The organism is Nitrogeniibacter mangrovi, from assembly GCF_010983895.1.
Classification (GTDB): domain Bacteria; phylum Pseudomonadota; class Gammaproteobacteria; order Burkholderiales; family Rhodocyclaceae; genus Nitrogeniibacter; species Nitrogeniibacter mangrovi.
The window spans coordinates 3,102,051-3,119,253 of record NZ_CP048836.1 but is presented as its reverse complement, the minus strand read 5'-3'; the positions used below and the strand labels follow the sequence as shown (position 1 = coordinate 3,119,253).

Annotated in this window: 16 protein-coding genes; 10 read left to right on the top strand and 6 right to left on the bottom strand. The window is 68.4% G+C overall.

The window, feature by feature from the left end:
- Positions 1 to 24: 24 nt before the first annotated feature.
- The 5 genes from proB to G3580_RS14470 form a co-directional block, all read right to left on the bottom strand.
- Positions 25 to 1,143 (bottom strand): glutamate 5-kinase, encoded by a 1,119-nt coding sequence (proB, locus tag G3580_RS14490; protein WP_173766658.1) that lies wholly within the window; start codon positions 1,141 to 1,143, stop codon positions 25 to 27.
- Positions 1,140 to 2,213 carry an Obg family GTPase CgtA gene (cgtA, locus tag G3580_RS14485; RefSeq protein WP_173766656.1) on the bottom strand — a complete coding sequence of 358 codons (1,074 nt, stop codon included), beginning with the start codon at positions 2,211 to 2,213 and terminating at the stop codon, positions 1,140 to 1,142. The genes proB and cgtA overlap by 4 nt, the downstream gene beginning before the upstream one ends.
- A gap of 73 nt (positions 2,214 to 2,286) precedes the next feature.
- Complete coding sequence (gene rpmA, locus G3580_RS14480; protein ID WP_173766654.1) at positions 2,287 to 2,550, bottom strand: 50S ribosomal protein L27; 264 nt, start codon at positions 2,548 to 2,550, stop codon at positions 2,287 to 2,289.
- An 18-nt stretch (positions 2,551 to 2,568) separates the two neighbouring features.
- Positions 2,569 to 2,880 carry a 50S ribosomal protein L21 gene (gene rplU / locus G3580_RS14475; protein ID WP_173766652.1) on the bottom strand — a complete coding sequence of 104 codons (312 nt, stop codon included), beginning with the start codon at positions 2,878 to 2,880 and terminating at the stop codon, positions 2,569 to 2,571.
- A 43-nt stretch (positions 2,881 to 2,923) separates the two neighbouring features.
- On the bottom strand, positions 2,924 to 4,657 hold the full coding sequence (locus tag G3580_RS14470; protein ID WP_173766650.1) for a SulP family inorganic anion transporter: 1,734 nt from the start codon (positions 4,655 to 4,657) through the stop codon (positions 2,924 to 2,926).
- Between the two features lie 200 nt (positions 4,658 to 4,857).
- Between G3580_RS14470 and G3580_RS14465 the strand changes: the two genes are divergently transcribed.
- The 10 genes from G3580_RS14465 to G3580_RS14425 all read left to right on the top strand — a co-directional run bounded on the left by G3580_RS14465 (position 4,858) and on the right by G3580_RS14425 (position 14,472).
- Entirely contained in the window at positions 4,858 to 5,571 is a 714-nt protein-coding gene (locus G3580_RS14465; protein WP_267313314.1) for a FadR/GntR family transcriptional regulator, read from the top strand.
- Complete coding sequence (locus G3580_RS14460; protein WP_323847981.1) at positions 5,568 to 7,079, top strand: FAD-linked oxidase C-terminal domain-containing protein; 1,512 nt, start codon at positions 5,568 to 5,570, stop codon at positions 7,077 to 7,079. The genes G3580_RS14465 and G3580_RS14460 overlap by 4 nt, the downstream gene beginning before the upstream one ends.
- Positions 7,079 to 7,201 carry a hypothetical protein gene (locus tag G3580_RS20280; protein WP_267313313.1) on the top strand — a complete coding sequence of 41 codons (123 nt, stop codon included), beginning with the start codon at positions 7,079 to 7,081 and terminating at the stop codon, positions 7,199 to 7,201. The genes G3580_RS14460 and G3580_RS20280 overlap by 1 nt, the downstream gene beginning before the upstream one ends.
- On the top strand, positions 7,198 to 8,262 hold the full coding sequence (gene glcE / locus G3580_RS14455) for a glycolate oxidase subunit GlcE (RefSeq protein WP_173766646.1): 1,065 nt from the start codon (positions 7,198 to 7,200) through the stop codon (positions 8,260 to 8,262). Before G3580_RS20280 ends, glcE begins: the two co-directional genes overlap by 4 nt.
- 3 nt (positions 8,263 to 8,265) lie before the next feature.
- Positions 8,266 to 9,498: a glycolate oxidase subunit GlcF gene (gene glcF / locus G3580_RS14450; RefSeq protein WP_173766644.1), complete on the top strand. Its 1,233-nt coding sequence runs from the start codon at positions 8,266 to 8,268 to the stop codon at positions 9,496 to 9,498.
- A gap of 71 nt (positions 9,499 to 9,569) precedes the next feature.
- Positions 9,570 to 10,436, top strand: coding sequence for an HDOD domain-containing protein (locus G3580_RS14445; protein ID WP_173766642.1), 867 nt, complete (start codon positions 9,570 to 9,572; stop codon positions 10,434 to 10,436).
- 186 nt (positions 10,437 to 10,622) lie between these two features.
- Entirely contained in the window at positions 10,623 to 11,429 is an 807-nt protein-coding gene (locus tag G3580_RS14440; protein WP_173766640.1) for a PP2C family protein-serine/threonine phosphatase, read from the top strand.
- A gap of 230 nt (positions 11,430 to 11,659) precedes the next feature.
- Positions 11,660 to 12,784: an NAD(P) transhydrogenase subunit alpha gene (locus G3580_RS14435; RefSeq protein ID WP_173766638.1), complete on the top strand. Its 1,125-nt coding sequence runs from the start codon at positions 11,660 to 11,662 to the stop codon at positions 12,782 to 12,784.
- 14 nt (positions 12,785 to 12,798) lie between these two features.
- The gene (locus G3580_RS14430) at positions 12,799 to 13,098 is read left to right on the top strand and encodes an NAD(P) transhydrogenase subunit alpha (protein ID WP_173766636.1); all 300 of its coding nucleotides are present in this window, start codon (positions 12,799 to 12,801) and stop codon (positions 13,096 to 13,098) included.
- Positions 13,099 to 14,472, top strand: a complete 1,374-nt coding sequence (locus G3580_RS14425; protein WP_173766634.1) for an NAD(P)(+) transhydrogenase (Re/Si-specific) subunit beta — start codon at positions 13,099 to 13,101, stop codon at positions 14,470 to 14,472.
- Positions 14,473 to 14,525: 53 nt separating this feature from the next.
- Here the strand turns inward: G3580_RS14425 and G3580_RS14420 are convergent, their stop codons facing one another.
- The gene (locus G3580_RS14420) at positions 14,526 to 17,192 is read right to left on the bottom strand and encodes a sensor domain-containing protein (RefSeq protein WP_217424503.1); all 2,667 of its coding nucleotides are present in this window, start codon (positions 17,190 to 17,192) and stop codon (positions 14,526 to 14,528) included.
- Between the last annotated feature and the right edge of the window lie 11 nt (positions 17,193 to 17,203).

Sequence of the window (17,203 nt, the reverse complement as noted above, 5' to 3'; positions counted from 1 at the left end):
ACATCTTGGATGTGGCCTTCGGGGTTAGAGCAGGATGAGATTGTCCCGATGGATAGCCTCGGTTTCGGCGACGTAACCGAGTGTGGCCTCGACTTCCCGGCTGGGTTTGCGCTTCAGGCGTCGCGCTTCTGCGCTCGAGTAGCTGCTCAGCCCGCGCGCCAGGATGACGCCGGTCTCGTCGTCGCGACAGGCGACGGCCGCGCCGCGTTCGAAATCGCCCTCGACCTCGACGATACCGACCGGCAGGAGGCTCTTGCCGGCGCGCAGGGCCTTGGCGGCGCCGGCGTCGATCACGAACGTGCCTGCGACCTTGAGATGATCGGCAAGCCATTGTTTGCGCGCCTGCAGTGGCGTGCTCGAGGCGTGCAGGAGGGTGCCGATGGGTTCGCCTCCCGCAGCGCGGGCCAGGGCGTCGGCGTGGCGACCGCCCACGATCATGGTGTGCGCGCCGCTGCGGGCGGCGCGCTGGGCGGCGAGGATCTTGGTGAGCATGCCGCCCTTGCTGATGCCGCTGCCCGCACCCCCGGCCATGGAGCGATAGACCGGATCTTCGGCCTGCCCTTCGCTGATGAGCGTGGCGTCCGGGTCCTTGCGCGGGTCGGCGGTGAACAGGCCGTCCTGATCCGTCAGGATGATGAGCGCTTCGGCTTCGATCAGATTGGCGACCAGTGCGCCGAGGGTGTCGTTGTCGCCGAACTTGATCTCGTCGGTGACCACCGTGTCGTTCTCGTTGATGATCGGGACGACGCCGTATTTGAGCAGGGTGGTGATGGTCGAGCGCGCGTTCAGGTAGCGTTTGCGATCGGCCAGATCGTCATGGGTCAGGAGGATCTGGGCGGTGTGCAGTCCGTGGCGCGAAAACGCGTCTTCGTAGGCCTGGGCGAGCCCCATCTGGCCGACCGCCGCCGCTGCCTGCAGCTTGTGCATTTCGTGCGGCCGGGTGCGCCAGCCGAGGCGCTGCATGCCGGCGGCGATAGCACCGGAAGAGACCAGCGCGATCTGGCGGCCCTGTTGCTGCAGCTGTGCGATCTGTCGTGCCCAGTCGGCCAGGGCCCCGTGGTCGAGGCCGGCGCCGTTGTTGGTCACCAGGGCGCTGCCGACCTTGACCACCAGCCGGGTGGCGTTGCGGATCTTGTCTCTCATGGGGCGAGCGGGTCGTATTCGTCCGGACCGTCGCTGGTGTCGATGTTCTCGGCTTGCGGGCGGTGGGCGTCGATGTGCGTCTGGATGGCGCCGACCAGATCGCGACAACCGTCGCCGCTCATGGCGCTGATGACGAAGTGCCGGTCGATGGCGCCGTATGCGTCGAGAAAGGCCTCGATGCGGGCCTGCCGTTCGTCTTCGGGGACCAGGTCGAGCTTGTTGAGGACCAGCCAGCGCGGCTTTTCGAACAGGGCTTCGTCGTAGCGGCGCAGTTCGTCGACGATGGCCCTGGCCTCATGCACCGGGTCGACGCCTTCATCGAACGGCGCGATGTCGACCAGGTGCAGCAGCAGGTGCGTGCGCGCCAGGTGCTTGAGGAAGCGGTGGCCCAGGCCGGCGCCTTCGGCGGCCCCTTCGATCAGGCCGGGGATGTCGGCGACCACGAAGCTGCGGTTCTCGTCGGTGCGCACCACGCCCAGATTGGGCTGGAGGGTGGTGAACGGATAGTCCGCCACCTTGGGTTTGGCCGCGGAGATGGCGCGAATCAGCGTGGACTTGCCGGCGTTGGGCATGCCCAGCAGACCCACGTCGGCCAGTACCTTGAGTTCGAGCTGCAGGTAATGGTGTTCGCCCGGCCTGCCGAGGGTACGCTGGCGCGGGGTGCGATTGGTGGACGACTTGAAGTGCAGGTTGCCCCAGCCGCCGTCGCCGCCTTTGGCCAGCAGGACGCGTTTGCCGTGCTCGTCCAGGTCGGCGATGCGTTCGCCGGTCTCCTGGTCGGTGATGACCGTGCCTACCGGCATGCGCAGCGTGATGTCGCTGCCGCCCTTGCCGTAGCGGTCCTTGCCCATGCCGTTCTCGCCGCGTTGGGCGCGGAAGATGCGCTTGAAGCGGAAGTCGATCAGGGTGTTGATGTTGTTGTCGGCCACCACCCAGACGCTACCGCCGCGACCGCCGTCTCCGCCGTCGGGGCCGCCTTTCGGAATGAATTTTTCGCGGCGGAACGAGGCCGCGCCGTTGCCGCCGTCGCCGGCGACCACTTCGATGCGTGCTTCGTCAAAGAATTTCATGATGCTGCCCCAACAATAAAAAAAGCCCTATCACCGGGATAGGGCTCTGTCGTGTCCTGCGAGCGACCGAGCGTTACTCGGTCACCGGCACGATGGACACGGTACGGCGCTTGTTCTTGCCGCGCACGGAAAACTGAACCGTGCCGTCTTTCAGCGCGAACAGGGTGTGGTCCTTGCCGATGCCCACGTTCTCACCCGGGTGATACTCGGTACCACGCTGGCGGATGAGGATGTTGCCTGCCGGAACCAGCTGACCACCGTAGCGCTTGACGCCCAGGCGTTTTGATTCTGATTCGCGACCGTTGCGGGAACTACCGCCGGCTTTTTTGTGTGCCATGACGTATCTCCTGTCCGGTTAGGCCGAAATCGCCTCGATGCGAAGTTCGGTGTAGTTCTGACGATGGCCCTGATGCTTGATGTAGTGCTTGCGACGGCGCATCTTGAAAATCTTGACCTTGTCGTGACGACCTTGCGAAAGCACCGTGGCTTTCACCGTGGCACCGTCAACCACCGGCGTGCCGATCTTGACCGACTCGCCTTCCCCGACCATGAGAACCTGGTCGAGGGTGATTTCCGAGCCCACGTCTGCCGGCATCTGTTCTACCTTGATCTTTTGGCCGGCCGACACGCGATACTGCTTGCCACCGGTTTTTATGACCGCATACATGGAATGTGCTCCAGTTAATCGGAAAAACGCGAAACACGAAATTCTATGGGTGCAAGTTCGTGTTGTCAAAGGTTTTTTCCGGGTTCAGGAGAGGACGCAGCGCCTCGATGGCGGCTTGTTCGTGGCGGTAGGCGGCATGGGGTGCCAGCTGCCGCCAGAGCGCGTCGCGTTCGAGCACATCGACGACCTGTTTCTTCAGGCCGCAGATGGCCAGGGTCTGGCCGGCGTCGTGCATGCGTTGGGTCACCTGTGCCAGGGCGTCGAGCCCGGTGCTGTCGATGGCGTTGATGCCCGCGCCGGAGAGCAGCACGATCGCCACCTCGGGCTGGGCCCGGCGCGCCCAGTCGACTGCTTCGGTGAACCGTACGGCGTTGACGAAATGCAGGGCGCCGTCGAAGCGGAGAATGGTCATGCGCGGATGGGGGTGGGCGAGATCGAAGCGTTCCAGGTCGCGATAGGTGCCGTCCTCGTGCAGACCGAGCAGGGCGATGCGCGGCTTCATGCTGCGCCAGATCAACAGCGAGAGCGACAGCAGCAGTCCGGTGAGGATGCCGTTCTGGATGTTGGGGGCGAACACCAGCGTGGCCGCGAAAGTGACCCACGCGGCCACGCCGTCGTCCCGGTCCACGTGCCAGGCGCGGGCCATGGCGCGCCGGTCGAACAGATTGCCGACCGCGTGCAGGATGATCGCGGCAAGGACTGCCTTGGGCAGCGCGTACAGCTGGTGGGCGAGGCTGACGGTGGCGGCGACGACGAGGCCGGCGGTGATGAGTTGGGACAGTCCGGTGCGGGCGCCGGTGCTGAAATTCAGGGCCGAGCGTGAGAACGAGGCGCTGGTCGGCAGCGTGCCCGACAGCGCGGCGGCCAGTTTTCCCAGGCCCTGCCCGATCAGCTCCTGGTTTTCATCCCAGTGCGCGCCGGCTTGATCCGACAGGCGCTTGGCGCTCGCGGCGGCCTCGAGAAAGCTCACCAGGGCGACGACGAACGCGACGGGCAGCAGGTTGCCCAGCGTGTCCCAGTCGGGCAGGGGCGGCCAGCCGAGGTGGGGCAGGGCGCGTGGAACGTGGCCGACCACGGCACCGCCGGTCGCCGCGAAACCAAGCATGTCCGAGGCGGCAAGCGCCGCCACCACGACGATCAGCACGCCGGGCAGGCGCGGCGCGAAGCGCCGGAGCAGCAGCAGGGCCGCCAGGGTCGCGAGGCCGAAACCCAGGGTGGGGAGATGGGGGTGCATCAGCGTGTTGGCGATGCGCATGAACTCGTCCGCGAGGTGGCTCGAGCGTTGTCCCGGGGCGCCGATCAGGATCGGCAACTGGGAGAAACAGATCAGCAGCGTGGCGGCGTTGGTGAAGCCGGAAAATACGGGCCGCGAGAACAGGTTCAGTACCCAGCCCTGGCGCAGCAGGCCGAGCAGTAGCTGGATGAGGCCGGCGACCAGGGCCAGGGTGACGCCGAGGGCGATGAAGGCAGGCGATCCACCCGGCGCCAGTGGCGACAGGCTGGCGGCGGTGAGCATGCCGGTGAGGGCGACGGCGCCGGTCGACAGGAAGGCGCAGGAGCCGAACAGGGCGGCGACGATGGCCGGCAGCATGGCCGCGTACAGGCCGTATTGGGGCGGGAAGCCCGCCAGCTGGGCGTAGGCGAGCGATTGCGGCACCATCACCAGCGCCACGCTGATGCCGGCGATCAGGTCGCCACGCAGGCCCTGTTGCGCCCACACCGCCGGCCAGCGCAGGAAGGGGAGCAGTCGCGGCAATACGGGGCGATGGTCGTTCATGGCGGCTCTTGGGATGTCGCCGCATGTTAGCAAACCGCGTCTGCTGACGGGGCGCACGCCGGCGTTGCGAGGCGTGCCGCCGTGCCACTTGCATTTTGGTGGCGGGTCGCTACACTTTGCATCAAAGTTGTCAGACAACCTGATCAATTCATATGACGCCAATGGCGCCCTTGGTGCGTCCTTCTCATCTGAGCGAGACCGTGTCGCAGTCCATCGAGCAGTGGATCCGCGACGGCCGCCTCGCGCCCGGAGGTCGCCTGCCGACGGAAAAGACCCTGGCGAGCGAGTTCGGCGTCTCACGCGCGGTGGTGCGCGAGGCCGTGTCCCGGCTCAAGGCGGAGGGCTTGATCACCACCCGGCAGGGCGCCGGTGCCTTCGTGGCGGCGCGCCCGGGGGCGGCCACGTTCCGGCTCGCGGCCTCGGGGGCGGGGGCAGCGGGCGAAGCCCTCGACCATGTTTTCGAGCTGCGCTACATCGTCGAGACGGCGGCGGCGGCGATGGCCGCGCGCCGGCGCACGGCGGCCGATCTGGCGGCGCTGCGCGAGGCGCTCGGGGGTATGGACGACGCGCTGGCCCGTGGCGAGGACGGCACCGAAGCCGACGACGCCTTCCACACCGCGGTGGCCGCGGCGACCGGCAACCCGGCCGTGGGGCGCTTCATCCGCTTCATGGGCGGACAGTTCTTCGCCTCGCGCGTGCCCACCTGGGATGCGCGGGGCCATGCCCAGGGCTGGGCGCGCGATTCGCAGCGGGAGCATCACCAGCTGTTCGACGCCATCCTGGCGCAGGATGTCAGTGCGGCGCGGGCCGCGGCCCGCGCCCATCTGGTTCATGCGGCGGCGCGCCTGGGTGTGGATGCAAGTGATTGGGACGAGGCACCACGGATGGTGCCCGAATGGGAGGGGGAGCAATGACGACGATGACCGACGTGCCCGCCAACGCGGCGCGCGATGCCGACTTCTCGGCGGTGGATCGCGCGGCCGTACTGGCGGCGCTGGCGGCGGTGCTGCCGGCACACGGGCTGATGCACGAGGAGGAGGATCTGCGTCCCTACGAGTGCGACGGCCTGTCCATCTACCGGCAGGTGCCGCTGGCGGTGGCGTTGCCGGATACCGAGGCGCAGGTCGTCGAGGTGCTGCGCATCTGCCAGACCATGGGGGTGCCGGTGGTGGCGCGCGGTTCGGGTACCGGCCTGTCCGGTGGCGCCTTGCCCCACGCCCATGGCGTGCTGCTGTCGCTGGCGCGGTTCAATCGCATCGTCACGGTCGATCCGCGCTCGCGCACCGCCACGGTCCAGCCCGGCGTGCGCAACCTCGCCATCTCCGAGGCAGCCGCCGTCCACGGGCTTTACTACGCGCCCGATCCGTCCTCCCAGATCGCCTGTTCCATCGGCGGCAACGTGGCCGAGAACGCGGGCGGGGTGCATTGCCTCAAGTACGGGCTCACGGTGCACAACGTCCTGCGCGTGCGTGCGGTGACCATCGAGGGCGACATCGTCGAGTTCGGCGGCCTCGGCCTGGATGCGCCGGGCTACGACGTGCTGGCGCTGCTGCATGGCTCGGAAGGCATGCTGGCGGTCATCACCGAGATCACCGTCAAACTCACGCCCAAACCGCTGTTGGCCCAATGCGTGCTGGCCGCCTTCGACGACGTGATCAAGGCGGGCGATGCGGTGGCGGCGGTGATCGCCGCCGGCATCATCCCGGCCGGGCTCGAGATGATGGACCAGCCGGCGACGGCCGCGGTGGAGGAATTCGTCCATGCCGGCTATCCGCTCGACGCCAAGGCGATCCTGCTGTGCGAGTCGGACGGCACCCCCGAGGAGGTGGCCGAGGAGGTGGCGCGCGTGCGTCAGGTGCTGGAGGCCAGCGGCGCCACCGAGATCCGGGTCTCGCGCGACGAGGGCGAGCGGCTGGTGTTCTGGGCCGGGCGCAAGGCGGCCTTCCCGGCGGCGGGGCGGATTTCGGCCGACTACTACTGCATGGACGGCACCATCCCGCGCAAACGCCTGGGCGAGATGCTTCAGGCGATCGCGGACATGGAGACCCGGTACGGCCTGCGCTGCATGAACGTGTTCCATGCCGGTGACGGCAACCTGCATCCACTCATCCTCTTCGATGCCAACGTGCCCGGCGAGCTGGAACGTGCGGAGCACTTCGGCAGCGAGATCCTGGAGCTGTCGGTGGCCCTGGGCGGCACGGTGACCGGCGAGCACGGGGTCGGGGTGGAGAAGATCAACCAGATGTGCGTGCAGTTCAACGAGGCCGAGCGCGCCACTTTCTTCCGCGTCAAGGCAGCCTTCGATCCGAAGGGCCTGCTCAACCCGGGCAAGGCCATTCCGACCCTGAATCGCTGCGCCGAGTTCGGCCACATGCATGTGCATCAGGGCCAGCTGGCGCATCCGGAGCTGGAGCGCTTCTGATGCACCGGGGCTGGGTGCAGTTTCTCTTCGTCGCGGTGCCGGTGCTCTCCCTGATCGGGGCGTGGCTGGCGTTGCGCGCATTGCCGGGGCGGCGGCGGCCGCAGGACAAGGACAACACATGAGCGATCAGATCGAGGCGTGGTGCGCGCGGGTGCGCGAGGCCGCCGCGAGTGGCCAGCCGATCCGCATCCGCGGTGGCGGCACCAAGGATTTCTACGGGCAGCATCTGGCGGGCGAGGTGCTCGATACGCGCGCGCACGCCGGCGTCGTCAGCTATGAGCCCACCGAGCTGGTGGTGACGGCGCGAGCGGGCACGCCGCTGGCCGAGCTGGAGCGGGTGCTGGCCGAGCAGGGACAGATGCTCGGTTTCGAACCTCCGCACTTCGGCGAAGGGGCCACCGTGGGGGGCTGCGTGGCGGCCGGACTGTCGGGGCCCCGGCGCGCCACGGCGGGCGCGGTACGCGACTTCGTGCTCGGGGTGCGCGTCATCGACGGGCGTGGCGAGGCGTTGCATTTCGGCGGCGAGGTGATGAAGAACGTCGCCGGCTACGACGTGTCGCGGCTCATGGCCGGCTCCCTCGGCACCCTGGCGCTGATCACCGAGGTGTCCTTCAAGGTGCTGCCGCGGCCCGCGGCCGAGATCACCCTGCAGTTCGAGATGGAAGGGGCCTCCGCCATCGAGATCTTCAACGAGTGGGCTGGCGAGCCCCTGCCGGTGTCGGCTACCGCATGGTGCGACGGGCAGGCCTGGGTGCGCCTGTCCGGGGCGGAGGCCGCGGTGGCCGCCGCGGCCCGTCAGCTTGGCGGCGACCGGCTCGAGCCGGCTGCGGCGGAAGCGTTCTGGCGCGGGCTTCGGGAGCAGCGGCACGACTTTTTTGCCGCTGAGGCACCCCTGTGGCGCTTGTCGCTGCCCTCGGTGACCCCGCCGCTCGGGCTCGGCGGCGCCCGCCTCATCGAATGGGGCGGCGCGCAGCGCTGGTTCCGCTGCGAGGAGCGCGCCGGGCAGGTGCGCGAGCAGATCCGGGCGCTGGGCGGCCATGCCACCCTGTTTCGCGGCGGCGACCGTGCCGCCGGTGTGTTCCACCCCCTCGACCCGGTCATGGACACCCTCCAGGCCCGCCTCAAGCACGCATTCGATCCGGCCGGCATCTTCGGCCCGGGCCGGCTCTACGACGGACGCTGAACCATGCAGACACGACTGGCCGAATTCATCAAGGACACCGAGGTGGGGCGCGAGGCCGACGCGATCCTGCGCAAGTGCGTGCATTGCGGCTTCTGCACCGCCACCTGTCCGACCTATCAGTTGCTGGGCGACGAGCTCGACGGGCCGCGCGGACGCATCTATCTGATCAAGCAGATGCTCGAAGGCGCGCCGGTCACGGCGAAGACCCAGCAACACCTCGATCGCTGCCTGACCTGCCGCGCCTGCGAGACCACCTGCCCCTCGGGCGTGGCCTACGGCCGCCTGGTGGATCTGGGGCGGGTGCTGGTCGATCAGCGGGTACGGCGTCCGGCGGGTGCGCGCACCGTACGCTGGGCGCTGCGCGAGCTGGTGTCGCGCCCCGGCGTGTTCGGGCTGGCCATGAAGGCGGGGCGGATGGTGCGCCCCCTGCTGCCCGCTACGCTCAAGGACAAGGTGCCGCCGCTGCGTCCGGCCGGGGCCTGGCCGGCGCCGCGTCATGCGCGGCGCATGCTGGCACTGGCCGGTTGCGCCCAGCCGGCGATGATGCCTTCGGTCAATGCCGCCACCGCGCGCGTGCTCGACGCCCTGGGCATTTCCCTGATCGAGGCGCCGGGCGCGGGATGCTGCGGCGCGGTGCGTCATCACCTGAGCGACCACGGCGGCAGCCGGGCGGACGCGCGACGCAATATCGACGCCTGGTGGCCGCTCATCGAGCGCGGCGAGGTCGAGGCCCTGGTCATGACCGCCTCGGCGTGCGGCGTGCAGGTGAAGGACTACGGCCACCTGCTGGCCGGCGATCCGGCCTATGCCGACAAGGCCGCCCGCGTGGCGGCGCTGACGCAGGACATCGGCGAGGTGCTGGCCGACCGCATCGATGCGCTCAAGCGCTGCCTGCCGGCGCGCGCGCGCCCCGAGCCGCTCGCCTTTCACGCGCCGTGTACGCTCCAGCACGGCCTGCGTCTCAAGACCCGGGTGGAGTCGGTGCTGATGGCGGCCGGCTTCGTGCTCACGCCGGTGCCGGACGCCCACCTGTGCTGCGGTTCGGCGGGGACGTACTCCCTGCTGCAGCCGGCGCTGTCGAACCGGTTGCGCGAGAACAAGCTGGCGGCGTTGGCGTCGGGCGGTGCCGGCCAGATCGCCTCGGCCAATGTCGGCTGCATCTCCCATCTGGCGGCCGGCACCGACACCCCCGTGGTGCACTGGATCGAGCTGATCGACCGGCGCTTGAACGGGTAGCTTCGGCGCGGCGCCGGTCGGAGGGCGAACCCGGTCTCAAGTCGGCGCCTGCCGGGCCGATAACTACGCGCATGAATGCCCCGAATCCGACCCTGTCCGACGGCTGCGATGCGCTGCTCGAAGCCGCGTTGGCCCCGGGGCTGCGTCTGCCGCCACGGCCCGATCTGTTGCTGCGGATCGAGGAAATGGTGCTCGCCGGCGAGGCCGACACCCGCTCCATGGCGCGCGAGATGGCCTCGGACGCCGGCCTGGTCGCGATGCTGTTCAAGGTGGCACGCATGTCGCGCTACGGGCGCTCGGCACCGCCCCAGAGCCTGGAGCAGGTGCTGCAGTTGCTGGGCACCAAGCAGTCGCTCAACGTGGCGCGCTGCTTTGCGCTCATGCAGGCGGTCGCGGGCGATGCGGCAACCATGCAGCGCTTCTGGGCCCGTTCCGGCCATGTGGCGCTCTACGCTTCGGCCATTGCCGCGGACCGGGTCGCGGTGTGCAACATCTTCCCGGACCAGGCCTTTCTGGCCGGTATCTTCCACGACTGCGGCATTCCGCTGTTGATGCAGCGCTATCCGGACTACTGCGAGCTGGCCGCCGGCGCGGCGGCCTCGGCGCAATGGGTGAGCGTGCGCGAGGAAGATCGTCGCCTCGACCTCGACCACTGCGTGGTCGGCTCCCTGGTGGCGCGCCACTGGGGGCTGCCGGCCTTCGTCATCGACGCGATCCGGCATCACCACGATCTGCATCTGATCGACAGGCATCCGGCGCGCAGCATGGTGGCGATCCTGCAACTGGCCACCTACCTGTTCGTGCTCGAGCACCGCATGACCTGGCCGGAATGGCTGCTCATCCGCGAGGACGTGATGGAGGAACTGGGCATCTATGCCGAGGGGCTCGATGAATACTGCGACGACCTGCGCGACCGGGTGAGTGATGAATTCGCCTGAGCGGCCCGATCGTTTCCTGCGCGTCGCGCCGCAACCGGCTGTCCCGCCGCAGGTGCCGTTGGTGCCCGCCGCCGTCCCCATTTTCGCGCCGACGGCGCAATGTCGCTACGATAGCGCCTCCGCCGCGAATGGCGCCCAGCGCGGCTTTGCGAGATTTTCCGACCCCGTAACACCCCGAATCGAATCATGGCGATCAAAGTAGAAACCTGCGCAGCCCGGCACAAGGGCGATCGCGAAGAACAACAGGACCAGGTGGCGATCTTCGGCCACCCGGCGATGCCCGGCATGCTCATGGCCGTGCTCGCGGACGGCATGGGCGGGCACACCGGCGGCGCCATGGCGGCCGAGCAGGTGCTCCTCAAGGCCAAGCAGAACTTCGAGTCCTTCGCGCCCAAGGAAGAGACCCCCGAGCGCCTGCTCGCCGGCATCGTCCAGGAGAGCCACGTGGTCATCAAGCTGACCCGGTTCACCAGCGAGCAGGATCCGCACAGTACCGCGGTGGTGTTCATGCTGCAGAAGAATCGCGCCGACTGGGTGCATTGCGGCGATTCGCGCTTCTATCATTTCCGTGGCGACCGCCTCGTCTATCGCAGCCCCGATCACTCCCTGGTCGGCGAACTGCAGCGCAAGGGCCGGCTGAGCGAAGCCGATGCCCTCAACCACCCGCACCGGAACGTGCTGCTGTCCTGCCTGGGCGCCGAGCGCGAGCCGCGCGTCGATCTGGGCGGCGTCGCGCCGCTGGCCGGCGGCGACAGCTTCCTGCTCTGCTCGGACGGCATCTGGGCGTATTTCGACAACGCCGAACTGGGGGCCGTGCTCGCCACCCAGAACGCGCGGGATGCCTGCCAGACGCTGATCTCGCGGGCCCGCGAGCGCGCTGGCGGCGAGGGCGACAACCTGTCCCTGGCGGTCGTCCGCCTGGTGGAGACCGATGCGGGCAATCCGGCGACCGAGCCCCCCGCAAACGCAGGGTTCCCCCGCCTGCTCCACTGAGCGGGAAAATACGCATCGTGGGTAAGCCGGGCGGCCGCGAGCTGCGGCCGGTGGCCCCGTTTCGCACGCGCCTAGGGAAAACGCGGGGGTTGCGCGCAAGTACCGATTGGTTATGATGCGGCGGTTGGGATACCGCAGTCGCTCGCACCGCCGGCACGGATCGGGAGTTACGCCGCAGCAGAAGATGACGCACCCCTACCACGGTTTCACATCATCATTTGGAGGTGACTATGCCACTGGTCATTGGAGTGCCAGCGGAGACCGTGTCCGGAGAACGTCGTGTCTCGGTTGTACCGGACGTGGTCAAGAAGTACATCGGCCTCGGGGCCGAAGTCGTCATGCAAAAGGGGGCCGGTGCGCCGGCGCATTACCCGGATGAGGCCTTCGAAGGCGTCAAATGGGTGGACGACGCCAACGAAGTGTTTGCCTCGGCCGACATCGTGTTCGGCGTCCAGCCGCCAAGCCAGGCCCACATCGGCAAGATGAAGGCCGGCGCGGTGTGGCTGGGCATGCTGCAGCCCTGGTCGGACAAGGCGCGGGTCGAGAAGCTGCTCAAGAAGAACGTCACCACGTTCGCGCTCGAGCTGCTGCCGCGCATCACCCGCTCCCAGAGCATGGACGTGCTCTCCTCGCAGGCGGCCGTGGCCGGCTACGAGTGTGCGCTCATCGCGGCCGATCATTCGCCCAAGTTCTTCCCGATGCTTACCTATGCGGCCGGCACGATCCGTCCGGCGCGGGTGCTCGTCATCGGGGCCGGCGTGGCCGGTCTGCAGGCCATCGCCACGGCGCGCCGCATCGGCGCCATGGTCGAGGCCTACGACGTGCGTCCGGAAACGCGCGAGCAGATCGAATCGCTCGGCGCCAAGTTCGTCGACACGGGTGTGTCCGCCGCCGGTACCGGTGGCTACGCACGCGAGCTGACGGACGAGGAAAAGGCCCAGCAGGCGGAGAAGCTGGCCAAGGCGGTCGCCAACTGTGATGCCCTCATCACCACCGCGGCGATCCCGGGCCGCAAGGCGCCGATCATCATCACCGCCGACATGGTCGCGCGCATGAAGCCCGGCTCCGTCGTGGTGGACATGGCCGCCGAATCGGGCGGCAACGTGGAAGGTACCGTCGCCGGCGACAAAACCTGGGTCGGCGACGTCCTGGTCGTGGGTCCGACGCACATCACCAGCCGCATGCCCGTGCATGCCTCGGAGATGATCGCGAAGAACCTGTTCAATTTCATCAGCCCCTTCATCAAGGACGGCGAGCTCGCGCTCGACTGGGAAGATGAAGTCATCGCCGGCTGCTGCCTGACGCACGAAGGACAGGTGCGTCACGACGGCGTCAGGCAGACCCTGGGACTGTAAGAAGGAGAAAGACCATGGAAGGTATCGTCTATCTGTACGTCTTCGTGCTGGCGGCGTTCACCGGCTACGAAGTCATTTCCCGTGTGCCGGTGATCCTGCACACCCCCCTGATGTCCGGTTCCAACTTCATCCACGGCGTGGTGCTCGTCGGCGCCATGGTGGTGATGGGGCACGCCGATCCGGACAGCCCGGTGCAACTGGCGATCGGCTTCTTCGCCGTGTTCCTCGGCGCGGCCAACGCGGCCGGCGGCTACGTGGTGACCGAGCGCATGCTCGCCATGTTCAAGTCGGACAAGAAGAAGGGGGGCGCGTAAATGCATAGCAATCTGTTCATCGATCTGGCCTATGTGGCCGTCGCCGTCGTCTTCATCCTCGGCCTGAAAGCCATGAGCTCGCCGGTCACGGCGCGCAAGGGGATCGTCTGGGCCGGCTGGGCCATGGTGGCGGCCACGCTCGTCACCCTGTTCTTTCCGGGCATGCAGAACTTCGCCCTCATGATCGTGGCCATGCTCGCCGGGGCCTCGGTGGCCTGGTGGTCCGGCAAGAAGGTCGCCATGACCGACATGCCGCAGATGGTCGCCATCTACAACGGCATGGGTGGCGGTGCCGCCGCCGCCATCGCCCTGCTCGAGTTCACCAAGGGCGAGGTGCATGGCATGGTGGCCGCGGCCCTGGCGGTGCTGGGTGCGCTCATCGGTTCGGTGGCGTTCTCCGGCTCGTGCATCGCCTTCGCCAAGCTGCAGGGCATCATGAAGAAGGCGTTCCGCCTGCCCAAGCAGGACGCGGTCAACATCGTGCTGGCCGCGATCACCGTGATCCTCGGTCTGGCCATCATCTCGGCCGATCATCCGGGCATGGGCTGGATCGTGGTGTTCTTCATCCTGTCGCTCATCCTCGGGGCCATCATCACGGCCCCGATCGGCGGTGCCGACATGCCGGTGGTGATCTCCCTGCTCAATGCCTTCACCGGTCTGGCGGTGGGTTTCGAGGGCTACGTGCTCAAGAACCCGGCGCTGATCGTGGCCGGCATCGTGGTGGGTGCCTCCGGCACGCTGCTCACCCAGCTCATGGCCAAGGCCATGAACCGTCCCATCCGCAACATCATCTTCACCCCGATCACGGGCGAGGCCGCCGAAGGCGAGGCCATCGAGGGGACGATGCGCGAAATGGGCGCGCTGGATGCGGCCGCCACCATGCGCTACGCCAGCCGCGTCATCATCGTGCCGGGCTACGGCATGGCGGTGGCCGGGGCGCAGCACAAGGTATGGGAGATGACCGAGCTGCTCGAGGAAGCGGGCGTCGAGGTGTCCTTCGCCATCCACCCGGTGGCGGGCCGGATGCCGGGGCACATGAACGTGCTGCTGGCCGAGGCCGGGGTGCCCTACGACAAGATCTTCGACCTGGAGGAGATCAACGCCGATTTCGCCCAGACCGATGTGGCGCTCGTGATCGGCGCCAACGACGTGGTCAACCCCACGGCGCGCACCGACAAGTCGAGCCCGATCTACGGCATGCCGATTCTCAACGCCGACGAGGCGCAGAACGTCATCGTGGTCAAGCGCGGCAAGGGCACGGGCTACTCCGGTGTCGAGAACGCCCTGTTCTACAAGGAGAACTGCCGGATGCTGTATGGCTCCGCGCAGGAAGTCATCGGCGACGTCATCTCGCATGTGAAATCGATGGGGTGACCCCCGACGCGCCATGAAAAGACCGCCCTTCGGGGCGGTTTTTTCATGGGTGCTCAGGACAGCAGCTGGGCGAACTCGTCCGGAGGCAGCGGCGCGCCGTACAGATGCCCCTGGTGGCGGGTGCAGCCGAGTGCCATGAGCGCCTCGGCCTGGGCCTGGGATTCGACCCCCACCGCCTGGGTGCGCAGTCCCAGCGAATCGGCGACCGCGAGGGTCGCCCGGGTGAGGCGGGCGCGGCCCTCCTGCAGGCAGTCGCGCACCAGGCTGCGATCGAGTTTGACGCTGTGGACCGGGATGTCGAGCATGTGCTGCAACGGCAGGGCCTGGGCGCCGAGGCCGGTGACCGCGATGCGTACTCCCAGGCTGTCGAGCGCGAACAGATGCCGGGTCAGGGCATCGGCGGGCGCGAGCAGGCACTGGACCGGCACGTTCAGTTCGACGGTGTCGGCGGGCAGCCCCGATTGGGTGATGGCGGCCGAGATCTGTTCGACGAGGTGGTCGTGGGCAAGCATGTTGGCGGTGGCGTTGATGGCGACCGGCACGGTGATGTGGGCCTGATGCCATTCGGCGGCATGCTGGCAAGCGAGGCGGACGACCTCGAAGCCGATCACGCAATCCAGGCCGCTGCTCTCGGCGATGCTCATGAACTGGCTTGGCTTGAGCAGGCCCAGATCGGGATGTGCCCAGCGCAGCAGCGCCTCGGCACCGAGCAGCGCGCCGGTGGAGGCGTCGGTGACCGGCTGGAAATGGACGCGCACCGCGTCGCGCTCGACGGCGCTCGCCAGGGCGCTTTCGAGGGCCATGCGCTCGAGGCTGGCCGCATTCAGTTCGGCCGTGTGGAAGTGACAGCTGCCCGGACCCTCGAGGCGTGCATTGCGCATGGCGTTGCCCGCCTCGCGCCACAGGCTGGCGAAGTCCTGCCCGTCGCCGGGGAAGATCGCGACTCCGAGGCAGGCGGTAATGCCGTGAGCCTCGCCGTCGATCGCGAAGGGTTGGGCGAAGGCGTCGCGGATATGCTCGACTTCGCGGTCTACCTCGCTGATCAGGTCGATGCCTGAGAGCAGGGCGCAGAACTGATCCGAGCCGGTGCGCGCGATCTGGGCGCGGGTGCTGCTGTGACGCAGGCGCCCGGCCAGTTGCTGCAGCACCAGATCCCCGGCGTTGGCGCCGAAGCGCTCGTTGGTGGCGCGAAAGCCGTCGATGTCCATGCACACCAGGGCCAGATGCTGGCGCTGCCGCTGGGCGCTGACCAGGGCCTCGTCGAAGCGGGCCTCGATGAAGCGCTGGTTGGGCAAACCGGTCAGGGCGTCGTGATTGGCCAGGTACTCCGCGCGGGCCTCGGCCTGCTGGCGCACGCTCAGATCGCTGAACAGGCCGATATGCGCGATGGTCCGCCCGCCGGCGTCGCGCACGGTGTTGAAGGCGATCCATTCCGGGCAGGCCTCCCCCGAGGGGCTGCGCAGCCACAGTTCGCCCTGCCAGTGGCCCTGTTCGCTCAGAGCCGTGCGCATGGTGTCGAACAGGTCGGCATCGTGACGGCTGGTGGCGATGGCGTCGAGCGGCTCACCGAGCAGGGTCGATTCGGCATGGCCGGAGAGCTGTTCGAAGGCGCTGTTGGCCGACACCACGCGGTGCTCCGCATCGGTGATCAGCACCGCATGGGCGCTGCCGGCCAGGTGTCGGCCGATGCCCGCCGGGTGGGTGGGCCAGGGATGGGACGGGGCGTCGTGGATCACCAGCCACTCGTCATGACCGCCATCGAGCGGCTGGACCTGGGTCTTGGCCACGAAAGCGCCGTCCGCGCCGCGCAGGCGCCACAGCCCGCCACGGAGGGGTTCGCCCGCCGGGGCATCCTCGCGCAGGGCATCGAGATGCATCTGCAGCAGGCTCTGGCGGGCGTGGCCGTGCACGGTGGCGGCCGCGTCGTTCGCGGCCACGATGCGGCCGTCGGCGGCCCGCACCACCAGCATCGGCATCGGCGCATGGCGGAAGGCGCGGCTGCTGCGGGCGTCCACCGGGGCGACCGGAGCGGTGCCGCTCAGCAGCAGGATGCGCCAGCCCGGCTCGGGGCCGGTGAGAAGACGGCCATGCAGCGCTGGCGAATCGTCGGCCGGATACACGGTGACCGGGCCATGTTCGCGGTCCGGATCGGAGAGCCGGCAGATCTGCGCGAGGGGGCGGCCGGTCAGAGGGTCGTCGCTGGCGGCGAAGCGGCGTCGCGCCGGCGCGTTGGCCGCGACGATGCGGTCCTGACCGTTGATCACCAGCGCGGGTTGATCGAGGGCGGCGGCCAGACGCGGCCACACCGTGTCGGCGGGGCGCGGCGCCTCGGCGCCCAGGCCGGTGACCGGATCGGGGCTGAGGATGATGGCGTGCACCCCGGGCCGGATGCGCGCGGCGGCCACATAGGCCAGGTCGCGCTCGCGCCCGCCGCCGAGCCTGACCCGCAGGCTGCCGCGCATCTCGCCCTGGATGAACAGGGCGGCGCGGGCATTGAGGAAGGCGCGTTCGGAGGGAAACAGGGTGGATAGCGGTTGCCCGGCCAGATCGCGGTAGCTGCGTTCCATGAGCCGGCACACGGCGCTGTTCACCTCCAGGATGGTTTCATCGCTGGTGATGATCAGGCCCTCGTTCATCAACTCGAACAGGGACAGGTAGAGACCCGCTTCGGCGCCCTCCGAGAGGTCGGGCACGAAGGGTTCGTCGGGGTCGCGTGGCACGGGCGCCAGTT